This window comes from Paenibacillus sp. J5C2022 (genome assembly GCF_025567625.1).
Classification (GTDB): domain Bacteria; phylum Bacillota; class Bacilli; order Paenibacillales; family Paenibacillaceae; genus Pristimantibacillus.
This window is the reverse complement of sequence record NZ_JAOQJC010000028.1, coordinates 12,226-36,449: the sequence shown is the minus strand read 5'-3', so window position 1 is coordinate 36,449 and position 24,224 is coordinate 12,226. Positions and strand designations below refer to the sequence as shown.

The following is a 24,224-nucleotide window of genomic DNA, read 5'->3' as shown; positions in this document are numbered from 1 at the left end:
CCAATAAAAAAACCTGACATAGCCAAAATGTAACCGCACACATGAATAGTCGATTTGATGGGCAAGCTAATATAATAAATCGATGAGGTGATGCAAAATGAATTTGACAAAAATTCCGCATGGCGATGAGAAAGTTACAGTAGAGCTTACAGTGAAGGAATTGTTGGTGCTATCGGGTATAAAGTTTCATGATAATCATGAAGTGAAGATTTCCGCACGCAAGAAGCTGAACCATGCGCTGGAGCATACTTGGGAGCAGGATCGGACCAATGACGGTCCAATCTCATACGAAATGCTCAGCTAGTATACAGGGATCGAATAATGATTAAGCCGTGATGCCTTCCTTGAGGCAGCGGCTTTTTTACATGTTTAGAAATTTTATAAGTTCCGGGGTCTCCGCAAAGTACCTGATTAAGCTTCGAAGCGGAACCGATTTTGAGGGGGGTTACCATATAAGCGTTATAAATATTCGAGCTACTCGAAATCCAAAATTCTTATGGACGATAAAACCCGCCTCAGGCTTCCGAAACGAGTTTGCTTTGCAAACTTTTAGGTCGCTCATCTTTGAAAGGCTACGATAGAGGTGTTTTCTCATGTGCAGGAATTGATGCAACTCTGGGACGGATTCGTTATAATAAACCATTGAGCAAACAACCAAGGAATTCGAAGGAGCTAACGAGCTATGCGTTTGAGAGGTAGAAAAGGGATACGGGAAAGTCTGGAGAGTCAACCGGAGCTTGTCGTGCTGGATGCGACTCCGCACAAGGGCAAATGGAAGACGTTTTTCGGCAACGACAATCCGATCTATGTGGAGCTGGGCATGGGCAAAGGGCGGTTTATTACCCAGATGAGCGTGCGCAACCCGCATATTAATTTTATTGGCGTGGACATGTATGACGAGTTGCTTCGGCGGGCCAGCGAGAAGGCGAGAGACGCCTGGGCGGAGAGCGGTGTGGACAGCCCCGGAAATCTGGCGTTGCTGCGGGCGAACATAGAACATATCGATACGATGTTCGAGCATCACGAGATTGAGCGCATTCATCTGAACTTCAGCGATCCATGGCCCAAGGGCAAGCATGCCAGAAGAAGATTGACGCACCCGCGCTTCGTGGAGAAGTACAGGGAGATATTGAATGAGAAAGGCGAAATCCATTTCAAGACGGACTCGCTCTCCTTGTTCGAATTTTCATTGAACAGCTTTGCCGATATGGAGCTTATTATGCGGAATATTTCGCTTGATCTACACAGGGACGGCCCGCGCGAGGACTTGGTCTTCACGGAATATGAGACGAAGTTCATGGAGAAGGGGCAAAATATATATCGTGTTGAAGCGGTGATTGGCGAAGAAGCGCTGCGCCGCCATCGTGAAGCAAAGGACGACTCGCAGCGCAGCGAAGATGATTATAGTAAGGCAAGCGAAGACCAGCAATAATGAACGGCGAACGCGGTTGCCGTTCCCAGCACGGCGCCTGCAGCGACATCTGACGGATAATGAAGGCCGAGATACATCCTTGACCATCCTACAGACACTCCTACGACTAGCGCAGCAGGCGCGATGACCGCTATCCACATGCCGCTCGCCAGCAAGAACGGCGTAAGCCAGGCGAATATGGCGGTTGTATGTCCCGAAGGGAACGAGGAGTCTTGGAGCGGCTTCGGCGTCGTATTCACGCCGGTCATGGCCTGGTATGGGCGCAGTCTCTTGAATTTGCGCTTGACGATGGCAACCGGGATGTGGCTGATGACGACGGCCGCGAGACTCTTCCAGCCGCCTGCGCTCCAGGGCCCTGCCGCGAGCAGCCCGCACAGCAGTGCAGAGAGCAGTGTGAATGTAGCGCCGCCCATATGGGTAATTGTGCTTAACCATCTGTCTATGAACCGGTACAGCATGCGATCTCCCCCGTGCCGCCTGTTCGCCCAAATGAGCATCCTCTGCTCGTTGTTTCTCAACCATCCCAGCATTCTCTCCACATGAGGTCATCCTTCCTTATAGAACTGCTTCATTTCCCTCGCAATTTGCCTCTTTATTGTAACATGTAAATATTCTCGCAGCGTTAACGACATGCATTTTCCCTCATCTAAATTTCCTAGGTGCGTTCAACGGATTGGCTGGCAAGGTGTCCGCGCCAATTGGCGCGCCGTTCCAAGCGCCTCATCTCGACATGTATCGCCATGTGAAATCAAGGCGCAATCGACTTCATTCGATGCCAGCGGCTTCATAAATGAATTATTATTAATGAATGGTAAAAAAATGAGGTATTTAGTGCTAAAAACAGAGCAAATAGTAGAGAATAAGAATGAGTCGAAGAAAATGGAGAAGAACAGCTTTTTATATAGGCATGCAAGCGTTTTTCTGTTCCGAGGCGGCCCTAAAATGCATTTTTCCAGTTTTGACAAAGGAGCCGATTGGGAGGAAAATCAGTACGCATAGCAGGCGAGAAAAAAATATAAAGCCTGCAAACCAAAAAAACCGCCGCCTCCAAAGCAGGGGCAGAAGCGGGGGAAAGACAAACAATGGGGTTTTTGAAAAAGGGGGCAGTACCGTATGTTTATTAGTGTTGCGTTTATTGTGCTTCAGGTTTTGCTTGCTCTAATCGCAGTGTACCAGTTCTCGCTGTCCATGTTCGGATTCATGAAGAACAAGAGCCGGAAGCGGCACGCTCCGACTAAGTCGTTCGCCGTGCTGGTGGCCGCACACAATGAAGAGAAGGTTGTAGGGGCGCTAATCGAGAATTTAAAACAACTGGATTATCCGGAAGAGTTGTATGATATCTTCGTCATCTGCGACAATTGCTCCGACGGTACGGCGGATATCGCCAGAGGCATGGGCGTACACGCTTGCGTCCGCAACAACTACCATCAGAAGGGCAAAGGTTATGCGATTGAATGGATGCTGAAAGAATTGTGGGCTATGCCGCGCCAGTATGATGCGGTGGTCATGTTCGATGCCGACAATCTGGTCAATCGTGATTTCCTGCAGTTGATGAACGACGATCTGTGCGAGGGACATAAAGTGATCCAAGGTTATCTGGATACGAAAAATCCGGGCGATTCATGGGTTACGGCGGCTTATGCCATTACTTACTGGTATTGCAATCGGCTGTGGCAGCTATCCAGAACGAATCTGGGGATGAGCAACTTTCTTGGCGGTACGGGCATGTGCTTCGAGTCCGGCTTGCTGAGGGAGATGGGCTGGGGCGCAACGAGTCTGGTAGAGGACCTGGAGTTCTCGATGCGCTGCGTGAAGCGCGGTGTCTATCCGACACTGAATTACGATGCGAAAGTGTACGACGAGAAGCCGGTAACGTTCCAGGCGTCTGCGAGACAGCGTTTGCGTTGGATGCAAGGGCACTTCAACGTGGCGCGCAATTATTTCTTCCCGCTGCTGTGGGCAAGCATTAAAGAACGCAATCTTGTCAAATTCGACGCTGCGATCTATACGATTTCCGTCTATGTGACGCTGATGGGCTTCGTGCTGACAGCGGCGTTATGGATCGATATGGCGCTGCCTGCGGCGGATGTGATTCATTCCATGTATAGCTACTTGCCGTGGTGGCTGCTGGTCGTTGCAATTGTGGCAACCGTATTGCAGTTCCCTGCCGCGATGATGCTGGAGAAGGTGAGAAGCTGGAAGATGTTCGCTCATCTGTTCACGCTGCCTTTGTTCCTCATATCCTGGTGGCCCATTACGTTCTATGCGTTCTTCACGCAGAATAACAAGACATGGAGCCATACGCAGCATACGCGGGTTGTACGCATTGAAGAAGTTCAGAGCAAATAAATGGATGCCGGTGGTTGACATCAAACCTTGGGCTATGATATAGTATGTTGGTATTGTTGATCTATGGCATTACGCACAAGCAGAAGCGCCCGCTTCTCACCTTCCGGCATAGCTGGCTGGTTCGCGTTAATGAAATAGCAGAGCTCCAGTTCCGTTACACGGGACGAGGCTGCTGAATCATTGAACGGTTATGAGATGCGGGTTCTCCACGAACTCGCATTTTTTTGTGGGTATACAATGAACTGGATTCCAATATGGAGGTGGCGAATTATTAGCAGAGAACATCAAATCAATACCGATATTCGAAGCAGAGAAGTGCGCCTTGTAGGGGCGAACGGAGAGCAAATCGGTATTAAGTCGACTCGTGAGGCATTGCAGATGGCTGCAGACGCTAATCTGGACTTGGTGAACGTGGCCCCGACGGCCAAGCCGCCGGTATGCCGAATTATGGACTACGGCAAGTTCCGCTACGAGCAGCAGAAGAAAGAGAAGGAAGCGCGCAAAAATCAGAAGATCGTCGATGTGAAGGAAGTTTGGTTCCGTGCCAACATCGAGGAGCACGATTATCAGGTCAAGTACCGCAATGTCGTGAAATTTCTGAAGGAAGGCGACAAGGTGAAGGCTTCCGTCCGTTTCCGCGGCCGGGAAATTACCCATGCGGATATTGGCAAGAGAATTCTTGACCGCCTTTCGAAAGAGGTTGAGGAATTGTGCAGCATTGAGCGCCATCCCAAGTTGGAAGGCCGCAGCATGATTATGATTCTCGCACCAAAAAACAACAGCTAACCGCTGGAGCACAACATTTAAGGAGGATAACTGACATGCCAAAGATGAAAACACATAGCAGTCTGAAGGATCGCTTTAAAATTACGGGTACAGGCAAGGTAAAGCGCTACAAGGCTTACCGCAACCACTTGCTCTCGCATAAATCCGGTCGCCAGAAGCGTGTGCTTGCTGGTCAACCGCTTATGGCAGCTGGCGATGTTCGCCGTCTGCAGCAAGGCCTTTCCAACCTGAAATAATGGTTCAAAAAAGATAAACTTATCACACCTACAGGAGGTTTCTTTCCATGGCAAGAGTTAAAGGCGGCTTTGTCCGCACACGTCGTCGCAAAAGAATTTTGAAGCTGGCTAAAGGCTATTTCGGTTCCAAACACCGTCTGTTCAAGACGGCTAAGGAGCAAGTATATAAATCCCTGATGTACGCATACCGCGACCGTCGTAACAAGAAGCGCGACATTCGCAGACTGTGGATCGTTCGTATCAATGCGGCTGCTCGCATGAACGGCCTGTCCTACAGCAAGTTCATGCATGGCTTGAAGCTTGCAGGCGTAGAAGTGAACCGCAAAATGCTGGCTGACCTGGCTGTGAACGACATCTCTTCGTTCAACTCGCTGGCCGGCGTTGCAAAGCAAAAGCTGAACGCTTAGTCGTTCGTCCGTCATTAAGATAAGCTCTTCTTGTCCCGTTAGTCGACGTTAGTCGGATCAAGCGGGGAAGAAGAGCTTTTTTTACCACAATAGAATTTATAAATTTCCGGCTTGCTGGATAAAAATTCTATTTGGCGAAAAATCCACCTCATGCTTCCGAAGCGAGTTTGCTTTGCAAACTATAGGTCGCTCATCTTCGAAAGGCCTCGATAGAGGTTTTATCATATGATGCTTACAGCCACACACTTGCGGTCCGTCACGACCCATGCATGGCTGTAATCGCACTTGTAAAAGAAAACATTATGGCGCATACTAAGCTATAAGCGTCAGGTGGCGTGAGCAAAGGAATCCAATATGCCAATATGTCAGCAAATTCGGAATTATGGTTCTTGACGAACGGTTCTGACTGGCATATAATAAGTGAAAGTATTTCAGAACATACTCTTATCAGCAGTGATGAGGACGAAGTGTTAAGGGCTCTTTTGCTCAGAGAGCGACGGAATAGCTGCAACCGCCGCCAAAATCCCTTTTCAACGAGCTCACCTCGGAGCTATTCTCCTGAAAGGCCATCTGACTTATTAGGGAGAATCGCAGGGCAAGCGTTACAGTGCCATGGTAGAACGTCGATATGTGCACAGCGTTCAACCAGTAGAGGTTGTCCCCGCAAGGGCGATAACGAATTTGGGTGGTACCACGGAAGATATACCTTTCGTCCCTGTCAGCTTTCCAATTGGAGGGCTGCAGGACGAAAGGTTTTTTGCTTTTCTAGAGAGGAGGACGACAAAATGGCACCGCAAAGTGCGACAATGAAGTCGAAAGAAGAATGGATGGAGAAATTCTCAAAGCCTGAAGTGATTTCCGGTTCGGAAATTTTGCTGCGCAGTTTGTTACTGGAAGGTGTGGATTGCGTATTCGGATATCCTGGCGGCGCGGTGTTATATATATATGATGCGATGCACGATAATCCGGATTTCAATCACTTGCTCACCCGGCATGAGCAAGGAGCCATACATGCGGCCGACGGTTATGCGCGCGCAAGCGGCAAGGTAGGCGTATGTATTGCCACTTCGGGACCGGGAGCGACCAATCTGGTGACGGGCATCGCGACCGCTTATATGGATTCCGTACCGCTCGTCGTCATTACGGGCAATGTCATGTCCACGTTGATCGGTACGGACGCATTCCAGGAAGCGGATATTACCGGCATTACAATGCCGATTACGAAGCACAGCTATCTGGTTCGCAATGTCGAAGATTTGCCGCGTGTGATCCACGAAGCCTTTCATATTGCGAATACAGGCCGGAAGGGTCCCGTATTGATCGACATTCCGAAGGATGTCTCGGCTGCGAAGACGCTGTTCAAGCCTGTGTCGGAAGTAAGCATCCGCGGCTATAATCCTACTGTAGCGCCTAACAAGCTGCAGGTGGAGAAGATGATCAAGGCCATCGGCGAAGCGAAGCGGCCGATCATTCTGGCCGGCGGAGGAGTCGTATATTCCGGCGCGCACGAGGAACTGTTGGAATTCGTCACCAAGACGCAAATTCCAATTACGACGACGCTGCTGGGACTCGGCGGCTTCCCGAGCGGCAACGAGCTGTGGCTGGGTATGCCGGGCATGCACGGAACCTACACAGCCAACAATTCTCTGCAGCAGGCGGATCTGCTGATCAATATTGGCGCACGCTTCGACGATCGGGTGACCGGCAAGCTGTCCGGCTTCGCTCCGCTTGCGAAGATCGTGCATATCGATATCGATCCCGCAGAGATCGGCAAGAATGTGCCGACGGATATTCCGATCGTGGGCGATGTGAAGACGGTATTGCAGGCTGCGAACAAGTTGGCTGAAAGAGCGGAAGGGGCGGACGAGTGGCGTGCTCAGCTGGCCGCATCGAAGAAGCAGTATCCGTTCAGCTACAAGGACTCCGAGCATGAGCTCAAGCCGCAATGGGTTGTAGAGATGATCCATGAGACGACGAACGGCGATGCAATCGTGACGACGGACGTAGGCCAGCATCAGATGTGGGCCGCGCAGTATTATCCGTTCAATCAGCCGCGTTCATGGGTAACATCGGGCGGCTTAGGCACGATGGGCTTCGGATTCCCTTCCGCGATCGGCGCCCAGATGGCGAACCCGGATCGTCTGGTCGTCTCCATCAACGGCGACGGCGGCATGCAGATGTGCGCGCAGGAGCTGGCGATATGTGCGATTAATAATATTCCGGTGAAGGTAGTCATTCTGAACAACCAGGTGCTGGGTATGGTTCGTCAGTGGCAGGAGCTCATTCATGAGAACCGCTTCAGCCATATCGATCTGGCCGGCAGCCCCGACTTCGTTAAGCTGGCTGAAGCCTACGGCGTACGCGGCTTCCGCGCTGCGAACAAGGAAGAGGCGCGCACGGCATGGGAGGAAGCGATGAATCATCCCGGACCAGCCGTTGTAGAGTTCGTCGTTCGCCGGGACGAGAATGTATATCCGATGGTCGCCCAAGGCAGCACCATCGATCAAATGATCATGGGGGATGCAGAATGAAGAAGCATACGATCGCAGTTATTGTCAACGATCAGCCAGGCGTTCTGCAGCGGGTAGCCGGTCTGTTCGGACGCCGCGGCTTCAATATCGAGAGTATTACGGTAGGGGCAAGCGAAGAGAAGGGTCTGTCCCGTATGGTCATCGTCACAACCGGCGATGATCATACGCTGGAGCAGATTACGAAGCAATTGTACAAGCTGATAGATGTCATTAAAGTTATCGATCTGAGTTCCAATGCGATGGTTGGCAGGGAGCTTGCGTTGATCAAGGTGCATGCGGAGCCCGCGATGCGCCCTGAGATTCTCGGCGTAGTGGAGACGTTCCGCGCTTCCGTCGTGGATATCGGCTCCAACACGCTGATGGTGCAAGTCGTCGGCGATACGGAGAAGATCGATGCCATGGCGGAGCTGCTGAAGCCATACGGCATTCGGGAGCTGTCGCGCACTGGCGTTACCGCGCTCAATCGCGGCAGCGTGAAGCAGTAATCGCAGTAATGGCAGTACTGACAGGCTGACAGGACACACCCCGATTTTGAGCGGGTGTTCGAGCGGAGAAGCGGCTTGCTTCAGTCGCTTCTCCCCTTCAGCACCCGTTCAAAAGGGTTAAATTAAAGGAGGCAATTATAATCATGGCAGTGACATTGTATTATGAAAAAGACGCCGATTTCGGCGCACTACAAGGCAAGACGATTGCAGTTATCGGTTATGGCAGCCAAGGCCATGCACAAGCGCAAAATCTTCGCGACAGCGGTCTGAAAGTTGTCATCGGCCTTCGTCCGGGCAAATCCGCTGAAGTTGCCAAAAAAGACGGCTTCGAGGTACTGACTGTTGCGGAAGCAACGAAAGTGGCGGACATCGTTCAAATCCTGCTTCCAGATGAAACGCAGGCGCAAGTATATAAGGAAGAAATCGAGCCGAACCTGAAGCATGGCGCAGCGATTATGTTCTCCCACGGCTTCAACGTGCACTTCGGTCAAATCGTGCCTAGCGCGGACAAGGACGTATTCCTGGTTGCTCCGAAGTCGCCTGGCCACATGGTTCGCCGTACTTATCAAGAGGGCTTCGGCGTTCCCGGCCTGATCGCCATTCATCAGGACGCAACAGGCAAGGCGAAGGAGATTGGCCTGGCGTATGCGAAGGGCATCGGCTGTACTCGTGCAGGCGTAATCGAGACATCCTTCAAGGAAGAGACAGAGACGGACCTGTTCGGCGAGCAGGCAGTTCTGTGTGGCGGCGCTTCCGCACTCGTGAAAGCCGGCTTCGAGACGCTGGTTGAAGCGGGTTATGCGCCTGAGATGGCTTACTTCGAATGTCTTCATGAGCTGAAACTGATCGTTGACCTGATGTACGAAGGCGGGTTGGCTGGCATGCGCGACTCCATCTCCAACACTGCGGAGTACGGCGACTATGTAACAGGTCCTCGCATCGTAACGGAAGAGACAAAGAAAGAAATGAAGCGTGTGCTTGAGGATATTCAAGCTGGCCGCTTCGCGCGCGATTTCATTCTGGAGAACCAATCCGGCCGCGCAATGCTGACGGCGACACGCCGCAACGAGTCCGAGCATCAACTGGAGCAGACAGGCAAGCAGTTGCGCGAGCTGATGCACTGGATCAAGAAGTAATAGAAGCTAATAGCAATAATAGCAACATAGAGCGCCTTGCCCGGACTGAAGAGCTTCAGACTGGGCAAGGCGCTTTTTTATTTACCGCAATAGCGTATATGGAAGACCCGTCAATGGATCTCCGAAGCATCCATGTTATTCCGTTGGAGAGCTCCGATCCATTTTTGAAGAGAATGAGTAAATATTAATCCACCACACTCTTCATTTAACGCTGCCAAAAGTCGACAATAGAACGGAGCGGTTGTATAATAATTCATAGATTTTAGAGGGGATTCAGCAACCTAATGTCGATCCGGCACGTTTAATGTGTTGAACGCAACAATTCTATTATTTTGTGGTGGTGAATTCGTATTTTATACATTCTAGCATTGGCATTGTCGTTTTTAATTGTATACGCGTTAATTCCGCCTTTCAGCCGGCTGGGCTTTAAGCTTGATTTTGTGGACAAGCCACGCAAGAACGAGGAGCGTAAGCTGCACCGGGAGCCGATTCCGCTTACGGCCAGCTACGCGATTTTTATTGGTTTTTTTGTGGCTTATCTAGCCACCGCCAGAGAGTTCAACTGGGAGACGGGTGCGCTGTTCCTGGGCGGCATCCTGCTGCTTACGATCGGAACCGTTGACGATTGGTACAAAACAAAAGGCAAGGATTTTCCCGCGCTGCCGAAGCTGATCGTGCAAGTGTCCGCAGCGGTGCTCGTCTATTTGTCAGGCAATGTGTTTACAGGGTTCGTTAACCCGTTCTCGGGAGAGTATGTGGTGTTTCCGGAATTATTGCAATTTGTGCTGACGATATTATGGATTTTCGGCGTCACAACGGTCATTAACTTCTCAGACGGTCTGGACGGGCTGGCAGGCGGCTTGTCGGCAATTTCCGGCATGACGCTGTTTATCGTAGCGCTGGCTATGGGACAATCCAACTCTGCGATAATGGCGATTATTCTGGTCGGCGTAACGCTTGCCTACCTGCGCTTCAACAAGCCTCCGGCCAAGGTATTTATGGGGGATGCGGGCGCAACCTTCCTAGGTTTCCTGCTGGCGGTAATCGCGCTGGACGGCGCGTTTAAGCAAGCGACGATATTGTCGCTGTTCATCCCGATTTTGGCGCTTGGCGTGCCGATCTTCGACAACATCTTTGTGGTGATTAAGCGATTTATGCAAGGCAAAGCGATCTACCAGGCTGACGCCAGTCAGGTGCATTACCGGCTGCTGCGCGCGGGGCTCAACCATAAGCAAGCTTTGATGGTTTTATGTCTCGTCAGCACCTGCTTCGGATTGTCTTCAATCATTCTATTGCTTGTACAAATCTAGCATTTCTTGCCGCCCCGGTATGCTCTATCTCCAGACCATCTGTAAGCTTACCGATGGTGGCGAAGGCGCTGAGGGCGGTTTTCTTACCACAATTGAATTTATAAATTTCCGGCTTACCGGAAAAAAATTCTATTTGGCGATAAAACCTACCTTTAAACGCGGTCGCTCATCTTCGAGAGGCCTCGATAGAGGTTTTCTCATTCTCTGTATTCGCAATTAATGTTGCAAATTAACGAAATAGTTGGATTCGACCATTATTATGGAATAAAGTAGATATGCTGAACGATCAGCGATTGATCTGTATCCCGGATATCAAACGAAAATGTCATTGGCAAAAGTTCTACGAAAGTAGCTTTATAGTCAGCAGCTATAAAGCTAATAGATTTTATATCTTTGTCTTCTTCTAGCATTTGTGGTACAAATGATAATAGAGTGAGAATGACAAAGAGGAGTGTATAGATACATGGCAGACGTGAAGAAAATTGCGGTATTGGGCGGAGACGGCATCGGTCCCGAAGTGGTAGGGGAAGCATTGAAGGTATTGAAAAAAACCGAGGAGCTGTTCGGCTACCAATTCGAGACGGAGCAAGGCTTGTTCGGCGGAATCGCGATCGATGAGAAAGGTACGCCGCTGCCGCAGGAGACGCTGGAGCTGTGCCAAGGCGCGGATGCGGTATTGCTCGGAGCGGTAGGTGGTCCGAAGTGGGACAACAATTCGAAGGAGCTTCGTCCGGAGACAGGTCTGCTCGGTATCCGCAAGGCGCTGGGGCTGTTCTCCAACATTCGTCCTGCGAACGTATTCGACTGCTTGAAGGAAGCGTCGACGCTGAAGCCTGAAGTGTTGGAAGGTACGGATCTGATCGTCGTCCGCGAGCTGACAGGCGGCATCTACTTCGGCGAGAAGTTCCGCCGCGAGGGAGAGAACGGTCAAGAGGCTGTAGACACTTGCGTATATAATGTTACTGAGGTGGAGCGCATCGTTCGCCAGGCGTTCGATATTGCCATGACGCGCGGCAAGCGCCTCGCTTCCGTTGACAAGGCGAATGTGCTGGAAACTTCCCGTCTGTGGAGGGAAGTCGTAATCCGAATTGCGGAGGAATATCCGGAGGTGGAGCTGGAGCACGTGCTGGTCGACAATTGCGCGATGCAGTTGCTGCGTCGTCCGTCCAGCTTCGACGTCATCGTGACGGAGAACATGTTCGGCGACATTCTGAGTGACGAAGCGGCTATGCTTACTGGCTCTATCGGCATGCTGTCATCCGCATCGCTCGGCGAAGGCAGCTTTGGCCTGTACGAGCCGGTACACGGCTCGGCTCCTGACATTGCCGGCCAAGGCATCTCCAATCCGATCGCGACGATTCTGTCCGTAGCGCTCATGTTCCGCCTGACATTCGGCTATCACGATGCGGCGCAAGCTATTGAAGACGCGGTGAAGGAAGTACTGGATGCGGGACACCGCACAGGCGACATCGCCACAGACAAGAGCAAGGCGATCGGCACGACTATGATGGGCGATCTGATCGTAGCTGCGATGAAGAAGTAAGCTGGCGAACCTCCGAACTGCGAACTACAGAACTGCGAGCTACGGAACTGCGAACTACAGAACTGCGAGCTACAGAACCATGAACTGCAGAACCACGAACTACAGAATCGGATAATCGTTACTAGCGCGGCTGATAGTCGGGCTGGCAAACATAAGTTTGAACTTATTACATTATCAGAAGCATGTCCTTCCCCAAGTGGCGAAGGGCATGCTTTTTTTAGTATGAAAGCCCTTTACATTTCGAGATGTTCGAAAACGCATAAAAATTACTGGATATAAAAAAACCTTTGAACGCTGTCATTCATCTATGAAAGTCCTGCACTTGAGCGCCGAAAAGGGGTGTGCGGGACGGAGTTGGTGTATGTGACCAACACTGGAGCTGCGGAGATGCGGGTTTTAGTGGATGTAGTGTATGTGACCGACACTGGAGCGGCGGAGATGCGGGGTTTAGTAGATGTAGTGTATGTGACCAACACTGGAGCTGCGGAGATACGGGGTTGAGTAGATGGAGTGTATGTGACCGACACTGGAGCGGCGGAGATGCGGGTTTGAGTAGATGTAGTGTATGTGACCGACACTGGAGCTGCGGAGATGCGGGTTTTAGTAGATGTAGTGTATGTGACCGACACTGGAGCTGCGGAGATACGGGGTTGAGTAGATGTAGTGTATGTGACCGACACTGGAGCTGCGGAGATGCGGGGTTGAGTAGATGTAGTGTATGTGACCGACACTGGAGCTGCGGAGATGCGGGTTTTAGTGGATGTAGTGTATGTGACCGACACTGGAGCGGTGGAGAATGCGGGTTTGAGTAGATGTAGTGTATGTAACCAACACTGGAGCGGCGGAGATGCGGGTTTGAGTAGATGTAGTGTATGTGACCGACACTGGAGCGGTGGAGATGCGGGTTTGAGTAGATGTAGTGTATGTGACCGACACTGGAGCGGCGGAGATGCGGGTTTGAGTAGATGTAGTGTATGTGACCGACACTGGAGCGGCGGAGATACGGGTTTGAGTAGATGTAGTGTATGTGACCGACACTGGAGCGGCGGAAATACGGGTTTGAGTAGATGTAGTGTATGTGACCGACACTGGAGCGGCGGAGATACGGGGTTGAGTAGATGTAGTGTATGTGACCGACACTGGAGCGGCGGAGATGCGGGGTTGAGTAGATGTAGTGTATGTGACCAACGCTGGAGCGGCGGAGATACGGGTTTTCTCACGAAATAAATTGGATATAGGCCCTCTAATTTCATATAATAGAGATAGCTATTTTTCTGGAATAAGGGGGAACGCGTTTGACATTTACTGTAGACAGCTCCATACTTCTTCTCTCCATACTGCTCATCGTAGGTGTCATGATGACCAAGTTCTCCGCTCGATTAGGGGTACCCTCCCTTGTCTTCTTCATCGCGGTAGGCCTGCTGCTCAGCAGATTCATCTATTATGACGATGCGTACTTGACGCAATTGTTCGGCATATTGGCTCTTATTGTCATCCTGTTCGAAGGCGGACTGCAGACCAAGTGGAAAAATGTGAAGCCGGTTATCGTACCATCCACCATATTGGCGACGGTAGGCGTATTGATTACGGCCGGCATCATTGGCGTGTTGGCCAAGATTATTCTGGATTTGACGTGGCTGGAAGGCCTGCTGTTCGGAGCGATTGTCGGCTCTACGGACGCCGCTGCGATCTTCGCAGTGCTGGGTACCAAGAATATCAAGACGAAGCTGACGGCTACGCTGGAAGCGGAGTCGGGCACCAACGATCCCATGGCGATCTTCCTGACGATATCGCTGATCGAGCTTATCCAGTATCCCGACACCAGCTTCATCAGCTTAATACTGGGCTTCCTGTGGCAGATGGGCCTGGGTCTTCTGATGGGTGTACTGCTGGGCAAGGCATCCGTCTGGATTATTAATAAAATCAATCTGGACTCCTCGGGGCTATACCCCGTGCTGTCCATGGCGCTGGCCATATTGACGTACAGCGGAACGGCGATGCTGAATGGAAGCGGATTGCTGGCCGTCTATGTCATGGCCGTCTTGGTCGGCAATTCGGACTTGACCTACCGTCATTCCATCTTCCGCTTCAATGAAGGCTTCGCCTGGATGATGCAGATATCCATGTTTATATTGCTCGGTCTGCTTGTTTTTCCGGATCAGCTTGTGTCGATCGTATGGCAAGGACTAGGACTTTCGATCCTGTTGATGTTCGTCGCTAGACCTATTGGCGTATTTATCAGCATGTTTTTCTTAAAGTATAATATAAAGGAGATGACGTTCATCTCATGGGCGGGACTGCGCGGAGCCGTTCCGATCGTATTGGCGACCTATCCGCTGATTGCAGGACTGGAGAACAGCCAGCTCATATTCAACGTCGTGTTCTTCGTCGTCCTGACTTCGGCGCTCGTCCAAGGCTCTACCGTCTCCTTCGTCGCAGGCAAGCTTGGCTTGCTGGGGAAGCAGAAGGCAGTAGCTCCCCATACGCTGGAGCTGGTCTCCATCGGGAAGACGAATTCGGAAATTATCGAGATCGATGTCGAGGAGCAGTCGCCAGTGGTCGGCAAGGAAATTCAGCATACGGATCTGCCCGAGGATGCGCTAATTACAGCCATTGTACGGCAGGACAAGATTATTACTCCGCGAGGGCAGACGGTTATTGAGCCGGGCGACGTTCTGTATGTCTTGCTTCCGAAGAGCAGCCGGGAACAGATCAAGCAGCAGCTCAAATCGTAGGCGGTAGCAGGAAAAATAGATCACTGCAGCGAATAGATATTCATTTAAGCGGCAACGTTGCCGTAACAATAGATAACGACCTACTTCATCATTGGCAGGGAGGTATCGTGAATGAGCTTTTGCTGCGGCGCCAGCATGATTGGAACAAGGGGCACCCTGAAGCATTATCGCACGCATATCCATAACGTACCTATTCTGTTCTGTCCGGTATGCCACGGAATAGATATTCATTACCTTGCACAGCAGGAATATGATATACTGGCTGAATATGCTCATGGAGATGGAGCTTCTGAGGTAGACTTCGCGGATTACGTGGAGCACCACGAAGCGGAATTGCTGGAGAACTGCGTGAATCATGAGCAGGAGGAGCCGCTGGAGGTTGTTCTTAATCAGATTGATATGGCTCTTGATTTGCTCAGCTTTGCCAAGCAGCTTGGAGACAAGGAATGGCAGCTGATTCTGAAGAAGCGGCTTCAAGTATTGAACAGCAGACGCAATAAGCTAATGCAGCGGCGATCATCCGTTTAGCTTGACGTTACTTGCCTCCGTGTACGGGGGCTTTTCTTTTTGGCGAAAAATGAATAAATTCTCATCTATACCCCCGCAAAGGGGGCAGACACCAACGAATCTATTAGTAGCGAGGTGGGGCGGTTGTTACTGATCCTCTTCAAGCGATTTCTCAAGAGATCGGTTGATACGCAAGAGAAGTCTACCCGGCACCAAGTGGAACCCGAGCAATACATAAGCATGATACGACAAGGCGATGAAGAGGCAAGAGGACAGTTCATTGCCGAGTATTATCCATATATAGCGAAAGTGGCAAGCAGATTCTGCAAGAGGTATGTGGATCCGGAGAGGGATGATGAGTTCAGCGTAGCGCTGCTCGCATTCAATGAGGCGATTGACCGCTATGACAGCTCGGCGGGTGCATCGTTCCTCGGCTTCTCGGCTACCGTTATTCAGCGTCGGCTTATTGATCATGTCCGGAAAGAAGAGCGGCATATGCGCACCGTTCCGTACAGCTCCTTCGATACGGAGAAGGATGAAGGAACGTTCAACATGCTGGAGTTGAACGAGGCCATGACCGCGCATGACAAAAGCCGGGTCGTGGAAGAGCGAAGGCATGAGATTATCGAGCTTGGCAAGGAGCTGCATGCGTACGGCATCGCATTCAGCGAGCTTCCGGAGCAATCCCCGAAGCATGCCGATTCCAGAGAGCTGCTTATCGGGATCGCCAGGCTGCTGGCTTCGGATGATGGGCTGATGACGCTGCTCAAGGAGAAGAAGCGGCTGCCCGTCAAGGAGCTGACGGAGGCCGGCGGCGTATCCCGCAAAACAATTGAACGAAATCGAAAGTATCTGATTACCATTGCCCTGGTCTTGTCGGGAACGTATCCATACATGAACGACTATCTAAAAATATCGGAGCAGCAAGCAGAGAGAAAGGAGGCGAGCAAGTGAAGCGCGGAGTTGTCATAAGCATAGATAAGAAGGTTACGACAGTGATGACGGCAGACGGTCAGTTCGTACGCGTTCCGCTCCAAGGCTCGCCAGACATCGGTGAAGAGATCTTGTTCGAGGAGGAGTTCAGAAGACCGGCTTCCTCCAGAACGGTATATCGCTATGCCGCTGCGGCGGCATTGACGGGCATCTTGCTAACGGCTTGCTTGCTGTATGCCCTGTCGCAATTGAATCCGGTCGTTGCTTATCTGACGATGGATATTAATCCAAGCATAGAGATGGGTGTGGATGAGGATTCCAATGTGCGCACGCTTCGGGCATTGAATGCGGATGGCGAGCGCCTTATAGACGGATTCCACTATAAGGGCATGGACGTTGATGCAGCGGCACTCTATATGCTGCAGCGGGCGGCAGATGAGCACTATCTGGACGAACCGCACAGGGACATTCTCATTACCAGCGTCTTGATGAGAGAGCGGCGCACGACAGCCGAGCTGGAGAGCAGGGTGGCAGACGGGCTTAGAGAACGGTTGAACGATATGATGAAGCAGCAGTTGCCGGATAAAGAGGTGACGATCACGACATTGTCCGCGCCGAAGGAACTGCGTGACGAGGCGGCTGCCAACGGTATCTCCACCGGCAAGATGGCCGTCTATCTGATGGCGAAGGATGAGGGCTATCAGTTGCAGATGGACGAGGTGAAGACGCAATCCATCGATAAAGTGACGGAGCCGATGGGCGGACTCCAACAAGTCGTAGCGACGGAGCAGGAGCGCTCAAGCAATGCGAAGGAGAAGCTGCGCCAGCTTCTGGATGAGGAGAGGGAGAAGGCGGGGAAGGGGAAGTCGAAGTCAGCCCTTCAAGAGACGATTGAACCGACCAAGAAGCCACGCGAACCGCAGAGTACTCCAAAACCGGAAAACACAAAAAAACCGACGGTAAAACCGACAGTAAATCCGACCAAAGTCCCGACGGCCAAGCCGCCCAAGAAGCCACAGGAGGAGGGCAAGGGTAAGCCGTCCTCAAGACCTATTACAACTCCTGACGGCAGAGGCAACGGCAAAGGGCAAAATGCCGACGATGATCGAAAACAAGGCAATAACGGGTGGCGCGACAAAGGAAACAATAAAGATGACGATCTCGACGATGACGATGCCGATGACGATGCCGATGACGATGATGATCGAGATGATGACGATCGGAATGATAAAGGTGATTGGGATGACCGAGACGATGGGGATGATCGTGACGACGATGTTGGGAAGTGGCGCGACGATCGGAATGACCGGGCTGATAAGAATAATCGGAACGACCGAAAGGGTCAAGGGAAAGACGGCCGGGATAGCGATGTAAGAAGGGACGATCGGGAAGAGCGAGTGAAGCGCGGCAACAGCCGTGAAGCCGATGATTGGCATGATCGTGACGACGATGAAGACGATGACGACCGGCGTAAACGATAGGATCGGGACGATCGCCGAGCGTGGCAAATGAAGATGACGACGATAACGACGAATAGGAGAACAATATTGGCTGGTAAATATTAGGTGTATACCAAAATTCGACAGTATTTCCGATTGACAGGATTTGTGAAGTGAACCTATCATTATGAGTAGAGGCAATAAGTCGACCATTATCCATAGTAGCAGCCGGGGAGGAGTAGATTATGCAGGCGATTCGAAAGCGTTATTTCCCGGCGCTTGCCGAGTATATCAGAGGGGGCAAGGATGCTTCGCTCTCTCAAGCCAAAGAGCTGGGGCGCCAGCTTTATGGTTTTAACCCGGAGGAAATAATTTCACTTCATGAGGAATGTATCCAATCGCTAGCAGCCAATGTTGACTATAAGGAAGCCATTCAGCTTTATCATCGGTCTTTTATTTTTTTGATGGAGCTGATGGTTACCTGTCGTTTCAAGATGGAGATTGCTGCAGATCGTTCTTTTCCTGAGCAGACGATGGATCAGAAGTTTTCTGAGATGCGAGAGATGCTGTTTCTTTCCAACCGTTCCTTTGAGAAAGTGAAAAACAAGTATGAAAATGTGCTGCAGCATATGGATAGTGGTATCGCCTTATTCGACAGCGACGGAATATTATCATTCATTAATGTCCAGATGGCCAAGCTGCTTGATATCCCCCGCAAGACGTTGATCGGCTGCAACGTAAGGGAGATATTGTTGCATCCCAAGCTGAGCAAGGGGACGAAGAGAACCATTCTTCGGCTGTACAGGGAGATGATTTTGAAGCGCAACAGGTATTTCGAATTTCAACAGAAAGATGGCAAGCATCTGTTGGCAACGGTTACATATGGCGATCAGCTGGACGGGGATTTCCTCTTCAGCGTGAAAGATGTGTCGGAATACAAGCAAATCGAGCAAAGCGCCTTGCAGAACGACAAGCTGGCGATGCTGGGAAAAATCGCTGCGGCGATTGCCCATGAAATCCGAAATCCGCTGACCAGCATAAGAGGCTTCATTCAACTGCTGCGTCCATATTTGCTGGAAGTGGGCAAGGAGGAGTATGCGCGCATCATTCTGACCGAGATTGACAGGGCGAACGACATTATATATGAGTTCCTGAATTCATCCAAGCCGTCGGCGCCGATGAAGCAGGCGATTTCCATCAATCATTTGCTTAAGGAAGTGGCCATGCTGACGGAGAGCGAAGCCTTGCTGCGCAATTGCGAGATATTGGTAGAGCCGGTCGTAGGAGGCGAAGAATCCATCGTATCGATCGATGTGAAGCAAGTGAAGCAGGTCATTCTCAATTTGCTCAAAAATTCGCTGGATGCGGTAGAAGAAGTGCAAACAGATCGCCGCGGACGAATCGACATCCGCTTGAACAGCGACGGGCAATATGTGGCTATTACGATTAAGGATAACGGCAAAGGCATGGACAAGTCGACGATGAGCCGGCTGTTCGACCCCTTCTTCACGACGAAACAGGCGGGAACGGGGCTTGGACTGTCCGTCAGCTACCGCATTATCCGCAATCATGGCGGCAATATTTCTGTGGACAGCCAGGTGGGATGCGGGACCGAATTTACAATTTATTTGCCATTGGCGGCTTAAAGGATTAGAATTCAAATCGGAGACCTATTCTCCGGTTTTTTTTCTGTCCATAATAGGTAATGATGAAAGTAGGGATGCAGGAATGGAGGAGAAGGGAATGACCATATTTACATACGGCAAAGAACATCGGAGCGGCGTGTCGCCTGACGTGTTCGTCCGATTCATTCATGCTGCCGAATTAAACGGGGAAGCGGCTATTGTAGGACCTGAGATTGATCGCAGTCTAAGGAGCAGCTATAAGAAGAAAAGGTTTCTGGCGGGTCACGGTCAAGTGGAAATCGTGCCTACGCTTGGCTTGCACGAGGCGGAGCATATCGCATTCGTCGGCTATGAGCCGGGACAAGGGGCAAGAGGGATCAGACTTGCTGGAGCAGCTGCAGCGAAAGCGATGAAGAGCGTAGGAGCGGAGCACGGGGAAGTGTATCTCGATCCGGCATCCTTCGGAGAGGATTGCTCGGCTTGCGGTGCGGAGCCGGCGGCTCAGGCGCTGGTGGAGGGCATACTGCTCGCGCTGCATGACAGGCGCCCGCTGCTGAAGGAGCCGAATGAGAGATTCAGGCTTCAGACGGTCGCATTGCTGGCGGATGAGGCTTCTAATATGCCGGGAGGCAAGGAAGCGTGGGAACGGGGCATGGAGCGGGGCAGGACGATTGCGGAAGCCGTATGCTTCGCGCGGGACTTGACCAATCTGCCCGGCAACGATCTGACACCGGAGCGACTGGCGTTCCAAGCGGAGGAGCTGGCTCGGGAGCTGGAGCTCGATATTGAAGTCATCGACGAGTGGACGGCGGAGGAGCAAGGCATGGGAGGTCTGCTCGGCGTAGGACACGGCAGCGTCAATCCGCCGCGGATGATTGTCATCCATTATAACGGAGCGTCGGATTCCGATGAGGTGTGGGGCTTGATCGGCAAGGGAATCACGTTCGATACGGGCGGCATTTCCTTGAAGAAGGCGCCCGGCATGGAGGAGATGATCTCCGATATGGGAGGAGCTGCCGCAGTTCTTGGGGCGATGCGCGCCATTGCGGAGCTGAAGGCTCCGGTCAATGTGCTGGCCGTGATCCCTGCCGCGGAGAATATGCCGTCCGATCGGGCATACAAGCCCGGCGACGTGCTGCGGATGATGAACGGTACGACGGTGGAGATCGTCAACACGGATGCGGAGGGCAGGCTTGTCCTGGCGGACGGCTTGACGACTGCGATCAGAAGAGGCGCCACGAAGCTCGTAGATGTAGCAACATTAACCGGCGCAGTCATGGTCGCTCTCGGTTATGAAGCGACAGGCGCGATCGGCAACAACGACGAGCTGATGGGCGAGGTGCTGGCGGCTTCGGAACGGTCGGGCGAGCGGGTATGGCAGCTTCCCGCCTATGATGAATACAGGAAGCTGCTTCGCAGCGACGCCGCAGATATGAAGAATGGAGGCGGCCGCTATGCGGGTACGATAACGGGAGGACTGTTCATCGGCCATTTTGCAGAAGGACTGCCCTGGGTGCATCTGGATATCGGCGGAACAGCGTGGCTGGAGAGAGATAGAGGCTGGGAGCCGAAGGGCGGAACGGGAGCGATGGCGCGCACGCTGGTGGAACTTGTGACGCATACGACTTAAGCCCGGCACCTTGAGGATATATTTGCGATGCCGTAGCGGAAGCTGCGGCCGGCGCAATGGGCAAGGCCGGCAAGAAGCGGAAAACCTGCATTTGCTGACGATCGATGCTAGAAATCGATGAAACCGATGCCATAAAGGTTATGGTTGACGAGCATGTAATGTACTAAAATATGAAGAAGTTAAGCAAAATAATGTGATGGTAACAATAGAGAGGGTGGAATTATCTGCAATGAGCATCCATGATGAGCGCACTCCTTCGCCTTGGAAGAGCTATTTTGGTCCCAATCTTGGTTATGTGCAGGAGCAATATGAATTGTATTTGAGCGATCCCGATGCGGTCGAGCCTTCGGTTCGCGATATGTTCGTGCAATGGGGGGCACCGCCTGCCGTGGCTCCGTCTGTACCGTCAGCAGCCGTCAGCAGCAATGTCTCGGCGGCATCAATCGCCCCAACGAGCGGCGGTCCGATGGATATTCATAAGATGAGAAAGGTCGTTGCCGCGCATCAGCTCATGCTGAACATCCGCCGGTACGGCCATCTTGCTGCGGATATTGATCCTATGGGAATAAGCGCTCCTGCCGACACCGCCTTGCTGGAGCCGGAGACGTTCGGATTGACAAGAGAGGATCTGGAAGCACTGCCTGCTTCGCTAATTTGGGACAACGCTCCTGAATCCTTGGCCAGCGGATGGGATGCGATCGTGCGGCTGAAGGAAATCTATGCACGCTCAGCAGCTTATGAATTCACCCATATCCATGATGAGAATGAGCGGAAATGGTTGATCAAGCAGGCGGAATCGGGTTCTTTCCCCGCGCCGTTGACGAACAGGGAGAAAGAAGACCTGCTTGAAAGACTGATGCAAGTGGAGATGTTCGAGAATTTCCTGCACCGTACGTTCGTGGGGCAGAAGCGCTTCTCCATCGAAGGAGTGGATATGCTCGTTCCTGTCCTGGACGAGATCGTACGTGCGGTCGCGCACGACGGCGCGGAGCATATTCTGATGGGTATGGCTCACCGTGGTCGTCTGAACGTGCTGACACATGTGCTGGGCAAGCCTTATGATAAAATTTTTGCTGAGTTCCATCATTCCCCGAACAAGGAGCTTATTCCGTCGGAAGGCTCCATGGGCATTAACTATGGCTGGACCGGTGACGTAAAGTACCATCTGGGTGCGGACCGCGCCGTGCGAGAAGGAGAGACAGTGCGCGCCATGATCTCCCTGGCGAACAATCCGAGCCATCTGGAATTCGTCAATCCCGTCGTGGAAGGCTTCACCCGCGCCGCGCAAGAAGATCGCGGACAGAAGGGCTTCCCGAAGCAGGATCAGCATAGCGCCGTTACAGTATGCATTCATGGCGACGCCGCTTTCATCGGCGAAGGCATTGTAGCGGAGACATTGAACTTCAACAATCTGGAAGGCTATCGCAATGGGGGAACGCTTCATATCATTGCGAACAACCGTCTCGGATTTACGACGAATAGCGTCGACTCCCGTTCCACGCACTACGCCAGCGACTTGGCGAAGGGCTTCGACATTCCGATCGTGCATGTCAATGCGGACGATCCGGAAGCTTGCCTGTCGGCAGTGCGCCTGGCTTGCGAGTATCGCCTCCGCTTCAACAAGGGCTTCGTCATCGATCTGGTGGGGTATCGCCGTTATGGACATAATGAGATGGATGATCCGGAAGTGACTCAGCCGCTTATGTACGCGAAGATTCGCAAGCACCCGACCGTCAGCAGGCTGTATGAGAAGCAGCTGATCGGCGAGAAGGCCGTGACGGAAGATGCGGCCCAGCAGCTGCGCAGCAAGACGGCTTCGGCGCTTCAGACCGCATACGAGTCGATGAAAACTGTAGAAGGCTCGCCGCAATGCCAGGAGCCGGTGGAATCGGGCGTCATCGTGCCTGAGGACGTCAAGACAGCCGTGCCGCTGGAAGAGCTGCGAGAGATTAATCTGGAGCTGCTCAACCGGCCGGAAGAATTCACGGAATACGGCAAGCTTCAGCGCATCCTGCAGCGCCGCGCAACGGCGTTGAACGATGGCGAGAAGGTGGATTGGGCGCATGCGGAGACGCTGGCTTTCGCCACCATACTGGCTGACGGTACGCCGATTCGGATGAGCGGCCAGGATTCCGAGCGCGGAACGTTCGCGCATCGCCACATTATGCTCAATGACAATGAGACGGGACAGAAGTTCTCCCCGCTCCATATGCTGCCGCAAGCGAAGGCCTCCTTCGCCGTTCACAACAGCCCGCTGTCGGAGACGGCCGTGCTTGGCTTCGAATACGGCTACAATGTATTCGCACCTGAGACGTTCGTCATCTGGGAAGCGCAATACGGCGACTTTGCCAACGTGGCGCAGGTCATATTCGATCAGTTCATCTCCGCAGGCCGGGCCAAGTGGTCGCAGAAGTCGGGTATCGTCATTCTTCTGCCGCACGGTTACGAAGGTCAAGGACCGGAGCATTCCAGCGCAAGGCTGGAGCGGTTCCTGCAGCTGTCCGCCGACAATAACTGGACAGTGGCGAACCTGACTTCGTCGGCTCAGTACTTCCACTTGCTGCGCAAGCAAGCGGCGATGCTGGGCGGCGACAATGTTCGTCCGCTCGTGCTGATGGCTCCGAAGAGTCTGATCCGCAATCCGCGGGTCGCATCGCACGGCGTGGAATTCAGTGAAGGCTCCTTCAAGCCGGTTCTTCCGAAGTTCGATCTGACGGAGAGCAAGGCGAAGCGAGAGAAAGTGAAGCGTCTTGTTCTTGGCACAGGGAAAGTGATGGTCGATCTGGAGGAAGCGATGTCTTCTGGAGATGCGAGCGAGCATGATTGGCTTCGCGTTGCTCGGGTCGAGCAGCTGTATCCGCTGCCGAAGACTGAGATTGAACGCATTGTCAAGCTGTTCCCTAAGCTTGAAGAGATTGTATGGATTCAAGAGGAACCTAAGAACATGGGCTCCTGGTTCTATATGGAACCGCGCCTGCGCGCCATTGCACCGGAAGGCGTCAAGGTAAGCTATATCGGCCGTCCGGATCGTTCCAGCACAGCCAGCGGTCATCAGGAAGTTCACGCAGCAGAGCAACATTCTATTATTTCTTCCGCTTTGAATGGTCAGCCATTCGAATCGAGTCTCGTTAGGGGGTAGC

Annotated in this window: 20 protein-coding genes; 19 read left to right on the top strand and 1 reads right to left on the bottom strand. The window is 52.2% G+C overall.

Features of this window, described 5'->3' with window-relative positions:
* The first annotated feature begins 97 nt into the window (after positions 1–97).
* Complete coding sequence (locus tag M6D81_RS20865; RefSeq protein WP_262678960.1) at positions 98–304, top strand: hypothetical protein; 207 nt, start codon at positions 98–100, stop codon at positions 302–304.
* Positions 305–682: 378 nt separating this feature from the next.
* Positions 683–1,432, top strand: a complete 750-nt coding sequence (gene trmB, locus M6D81_RS20860; RefSeq protein ID WP_262678959.1) for a tRNA (guanosine(46)-N7)-methyltransferase TrmB — start codon at positions 683–685, stop codon at positions 1,430–1,432.
* Here the strand turns inward: trmB and M6D81_RS20855 are convergent.
* The gene (locus M6D81_RS20855; RefSeq protein ID WP_262679005.1) at positions 1,402–1,962 is read right to left on the bottom strand and encodes a phosphatase PAP2 family protein; all 561 of its coding nucleotides are present in this window, start codon (positions 1,960–1,962) and stop codon (positions 1,402–1,404) included. The genes trmB and M6D81_RS20855 overlap by 31 nt on opposite strands.
* A 583-nt stretch (positions 1,963–2,545) precedes the next feature.
* Here M6D81_RS20855 and M6D81_RS20850 point away from each other — a divergent pair.
* From M6D81_RS20850 to M6D81_RS20770, 17 genes are all read left to right on the top strand, one after another.
* Positions 2,546–3,781 (top strand): glycosyltransferase family 2 protein, encoded by a 1,236-nt coding sequence (locus M6D81_RS20850; RefSeq protein WP_262678958.1) that lies wholly within the window; start codon positions 2,546–2,548, stop codon positions 3,779–3,781.
* 237 nt (positions 3,782–4,018) lie between these two features.
* On the top strand, positions 4,019–4,567 hold the full coding sequence (gene infC / locus M6D81_RS20845; protein WP_262678957.1) for a translation initiation factor IF-3: 549 nt from the start codon (positions 4,019–4,021) through the stop codon (positions 4,565–4,567).
* A gap of 35 nt (positions 4,568–4,602) precedes the next feature.
* Positions 4,603–4,803 carry a 50S ribosomal protein L35 gene (rpmI, locus tag M6D81_RS20840; RefSeq protein ID WP_068682086.1) on the top strand — a complete coding sequence of 67 codons (201 nt, stop codon included), beginning with the start codon at positions 4,603–4,605 and terminating at the stop codon, positions 4,801–4,803.
* A gap of 47 nt (positions 4,804–4,850) precedes the next feature.
* Entirely contained in the window at positions 4,851–5,210 is a 360-nt protein-coding gene (gene rplT / locus M6D81_RS20835; RefSeq protein ID WP_262678956.1) for a 50S ribosomal protein L20, read from the top strand.
* A gap of 785 nt (positions 5,211–5,995) precedes the next feature.
* Positions 5,996–7,741, top strand: coding sequence for a biosynthetic-type acetolactate synthase large subunit (gene ilvB / locus M6D81_RS20830; RefSeq protein WP_262678955.1), 1,746 nt, complete (start codon positions 5,996–5,998; stop codon positions 7,739–7,741).
* On the top strand, positions 7,738–8,226 hold the full coding sequence (gene ilvN, locus M6D81_RS20825) for an acetolactate synthase small subunit (protein WP_262678954.1): 489 nt from the start codon (positions 7,738–7,740) through the stop codon (positions 8,224–8,226). Before ilvB ends, ilvN begins: the two co-directional genes overlap by 4 nt.
* A gap of 143 nt (positions 8,227–8,369) precedes the next feature.
* Positions 8,370–9,362 (top strand): ketol-acid reductoisomerase, encoded by a 993-nt coding sequence (gene ilvC, locus M6D81_RS20820; RefSeq protein WP_262678953.1) that lies wholly within the window; start codon positions 8,370–8,372, stop codon positions 9,360–9,362.
* A 350-nt stretch (positions 9,363–9,712) separates the two neighbouring features.
* Complete coding sequence (locus M6D81_RS20815; protein WP_410795771.1) at positions 9,713–10,672, top strand: MraY family glycosyltransferase; 960 nt, start codon at positions 9,713–9,715, stop codon at positions 10,670–10,672.
* Positions 10,673–11,135: 463 nt separating this feature from the next.
* Complete coding sequence (leuB, locus tag M6D81_RS20810) at positions 11,136–12,215, top strand: 3-isopropylmalate dehydrogenase (RefSeq protein WP_262678952.1); 1,080 nt, start codon at positions 11,136–11,138, stop codon at positions 12,213–12,215.
* A 363-nt stretch (positions 12,216–12,578) separates the two neighbouring features.
* Positions 12,579–12,716 (top strand): hypothetical protein, encoded by a 138-nt coding sequence (locus tag M6D81_RS20805; RefSeq protein ID WP_262678951.1) that lies wholly within the window; start codon positions 12,579–12,581, stop codon positions 12,714–12,716.
* Between the two features lie 794 nt (positions 12,717–13,510).
* Positions 13,511–14,950 (top strand): potassium/proton antiporter, encoded by a 1,440-nt coding sequence (locus M6D81_RS20800; protein ID WP_262678950.1) that lies wholly within the window; start codon positions 13,511–13,513, stop codon positions 14,948–14,950.
* 111 nt (positions 14,951–15,061) lie between these two features.
* Positions 15,062–15,478, top strand: a complete 417-nt coding sequence (locus M6D81_RS20795; RefSeq protein WP_262678949.1) for a hypothetical protein — start codon at positions 15,062–15,064, stop codon at positions 15,476–15,478.
* 114 nt (positions 15,479–15,592) lie between these two features.
* On the top strand, positions 15,593–16,411 hold the full coding sequence (sigI, locus tag M6D81_RS20790) for an RNA polymerase sigma factor SigI (RefSeq protein ID WP_410795770.1): 819 nt from the start codon (positions 15,593–15,595) through the stop codon (positions 16,409–16,411).
* Entirely contained in the window at positions 16,408–17,871 is a 1,464-nt protein-coding gene (locus M6D81_RS20785; protein WP_262678947.1) for an anti-sigma-I factor RsgI family protein, read from the top strand. The genes sigI and M6D81_RS20785 overlap by 4 nt, the downstream gene beginning before the upstream one ends.
* A 203-nt stretch (positions 17,872–18,074) precedes the next feature.
* On the top strand, positions 18,075–19,475 hold the full coding sequence (locus M6D81_RS20780; RefSeq protein ID WP_262678946.1) for an ATP-binding protein: 1,401 nt from the start codon (positions 18,075–18,077) through the stop codon (positions 19,473–19,475).
* Positions 19,476–19,572: 97 nt separating this feature from the next.
* Positions 19,573–21,084: a leucyl aminopeptidase gene (locus M6D81_RS20775; RefSeq protein ID WP_262678945.1), complete on the top strand. Its 1,512-nt coding sequence runs from the start codon at positions 19,573–19,575 to the stop codon at positions 21,082–21,084.
* Between the two features lie 229 nt (positions 21,085–21,313).
* Positions 21,314–24,223: a 2-oxoglutarate dehydrogenase E1 component gene (locus tag M6D81_RS20770; protein WP_262678944.1), complete on the top strand. Its 2,910-nt coding sequence runs from the start codon at positions 21,314–21,316 to the stop codon at positions 24,221–24,223.
* Position 24,224 lies beyond the last annotated feature (1 nt).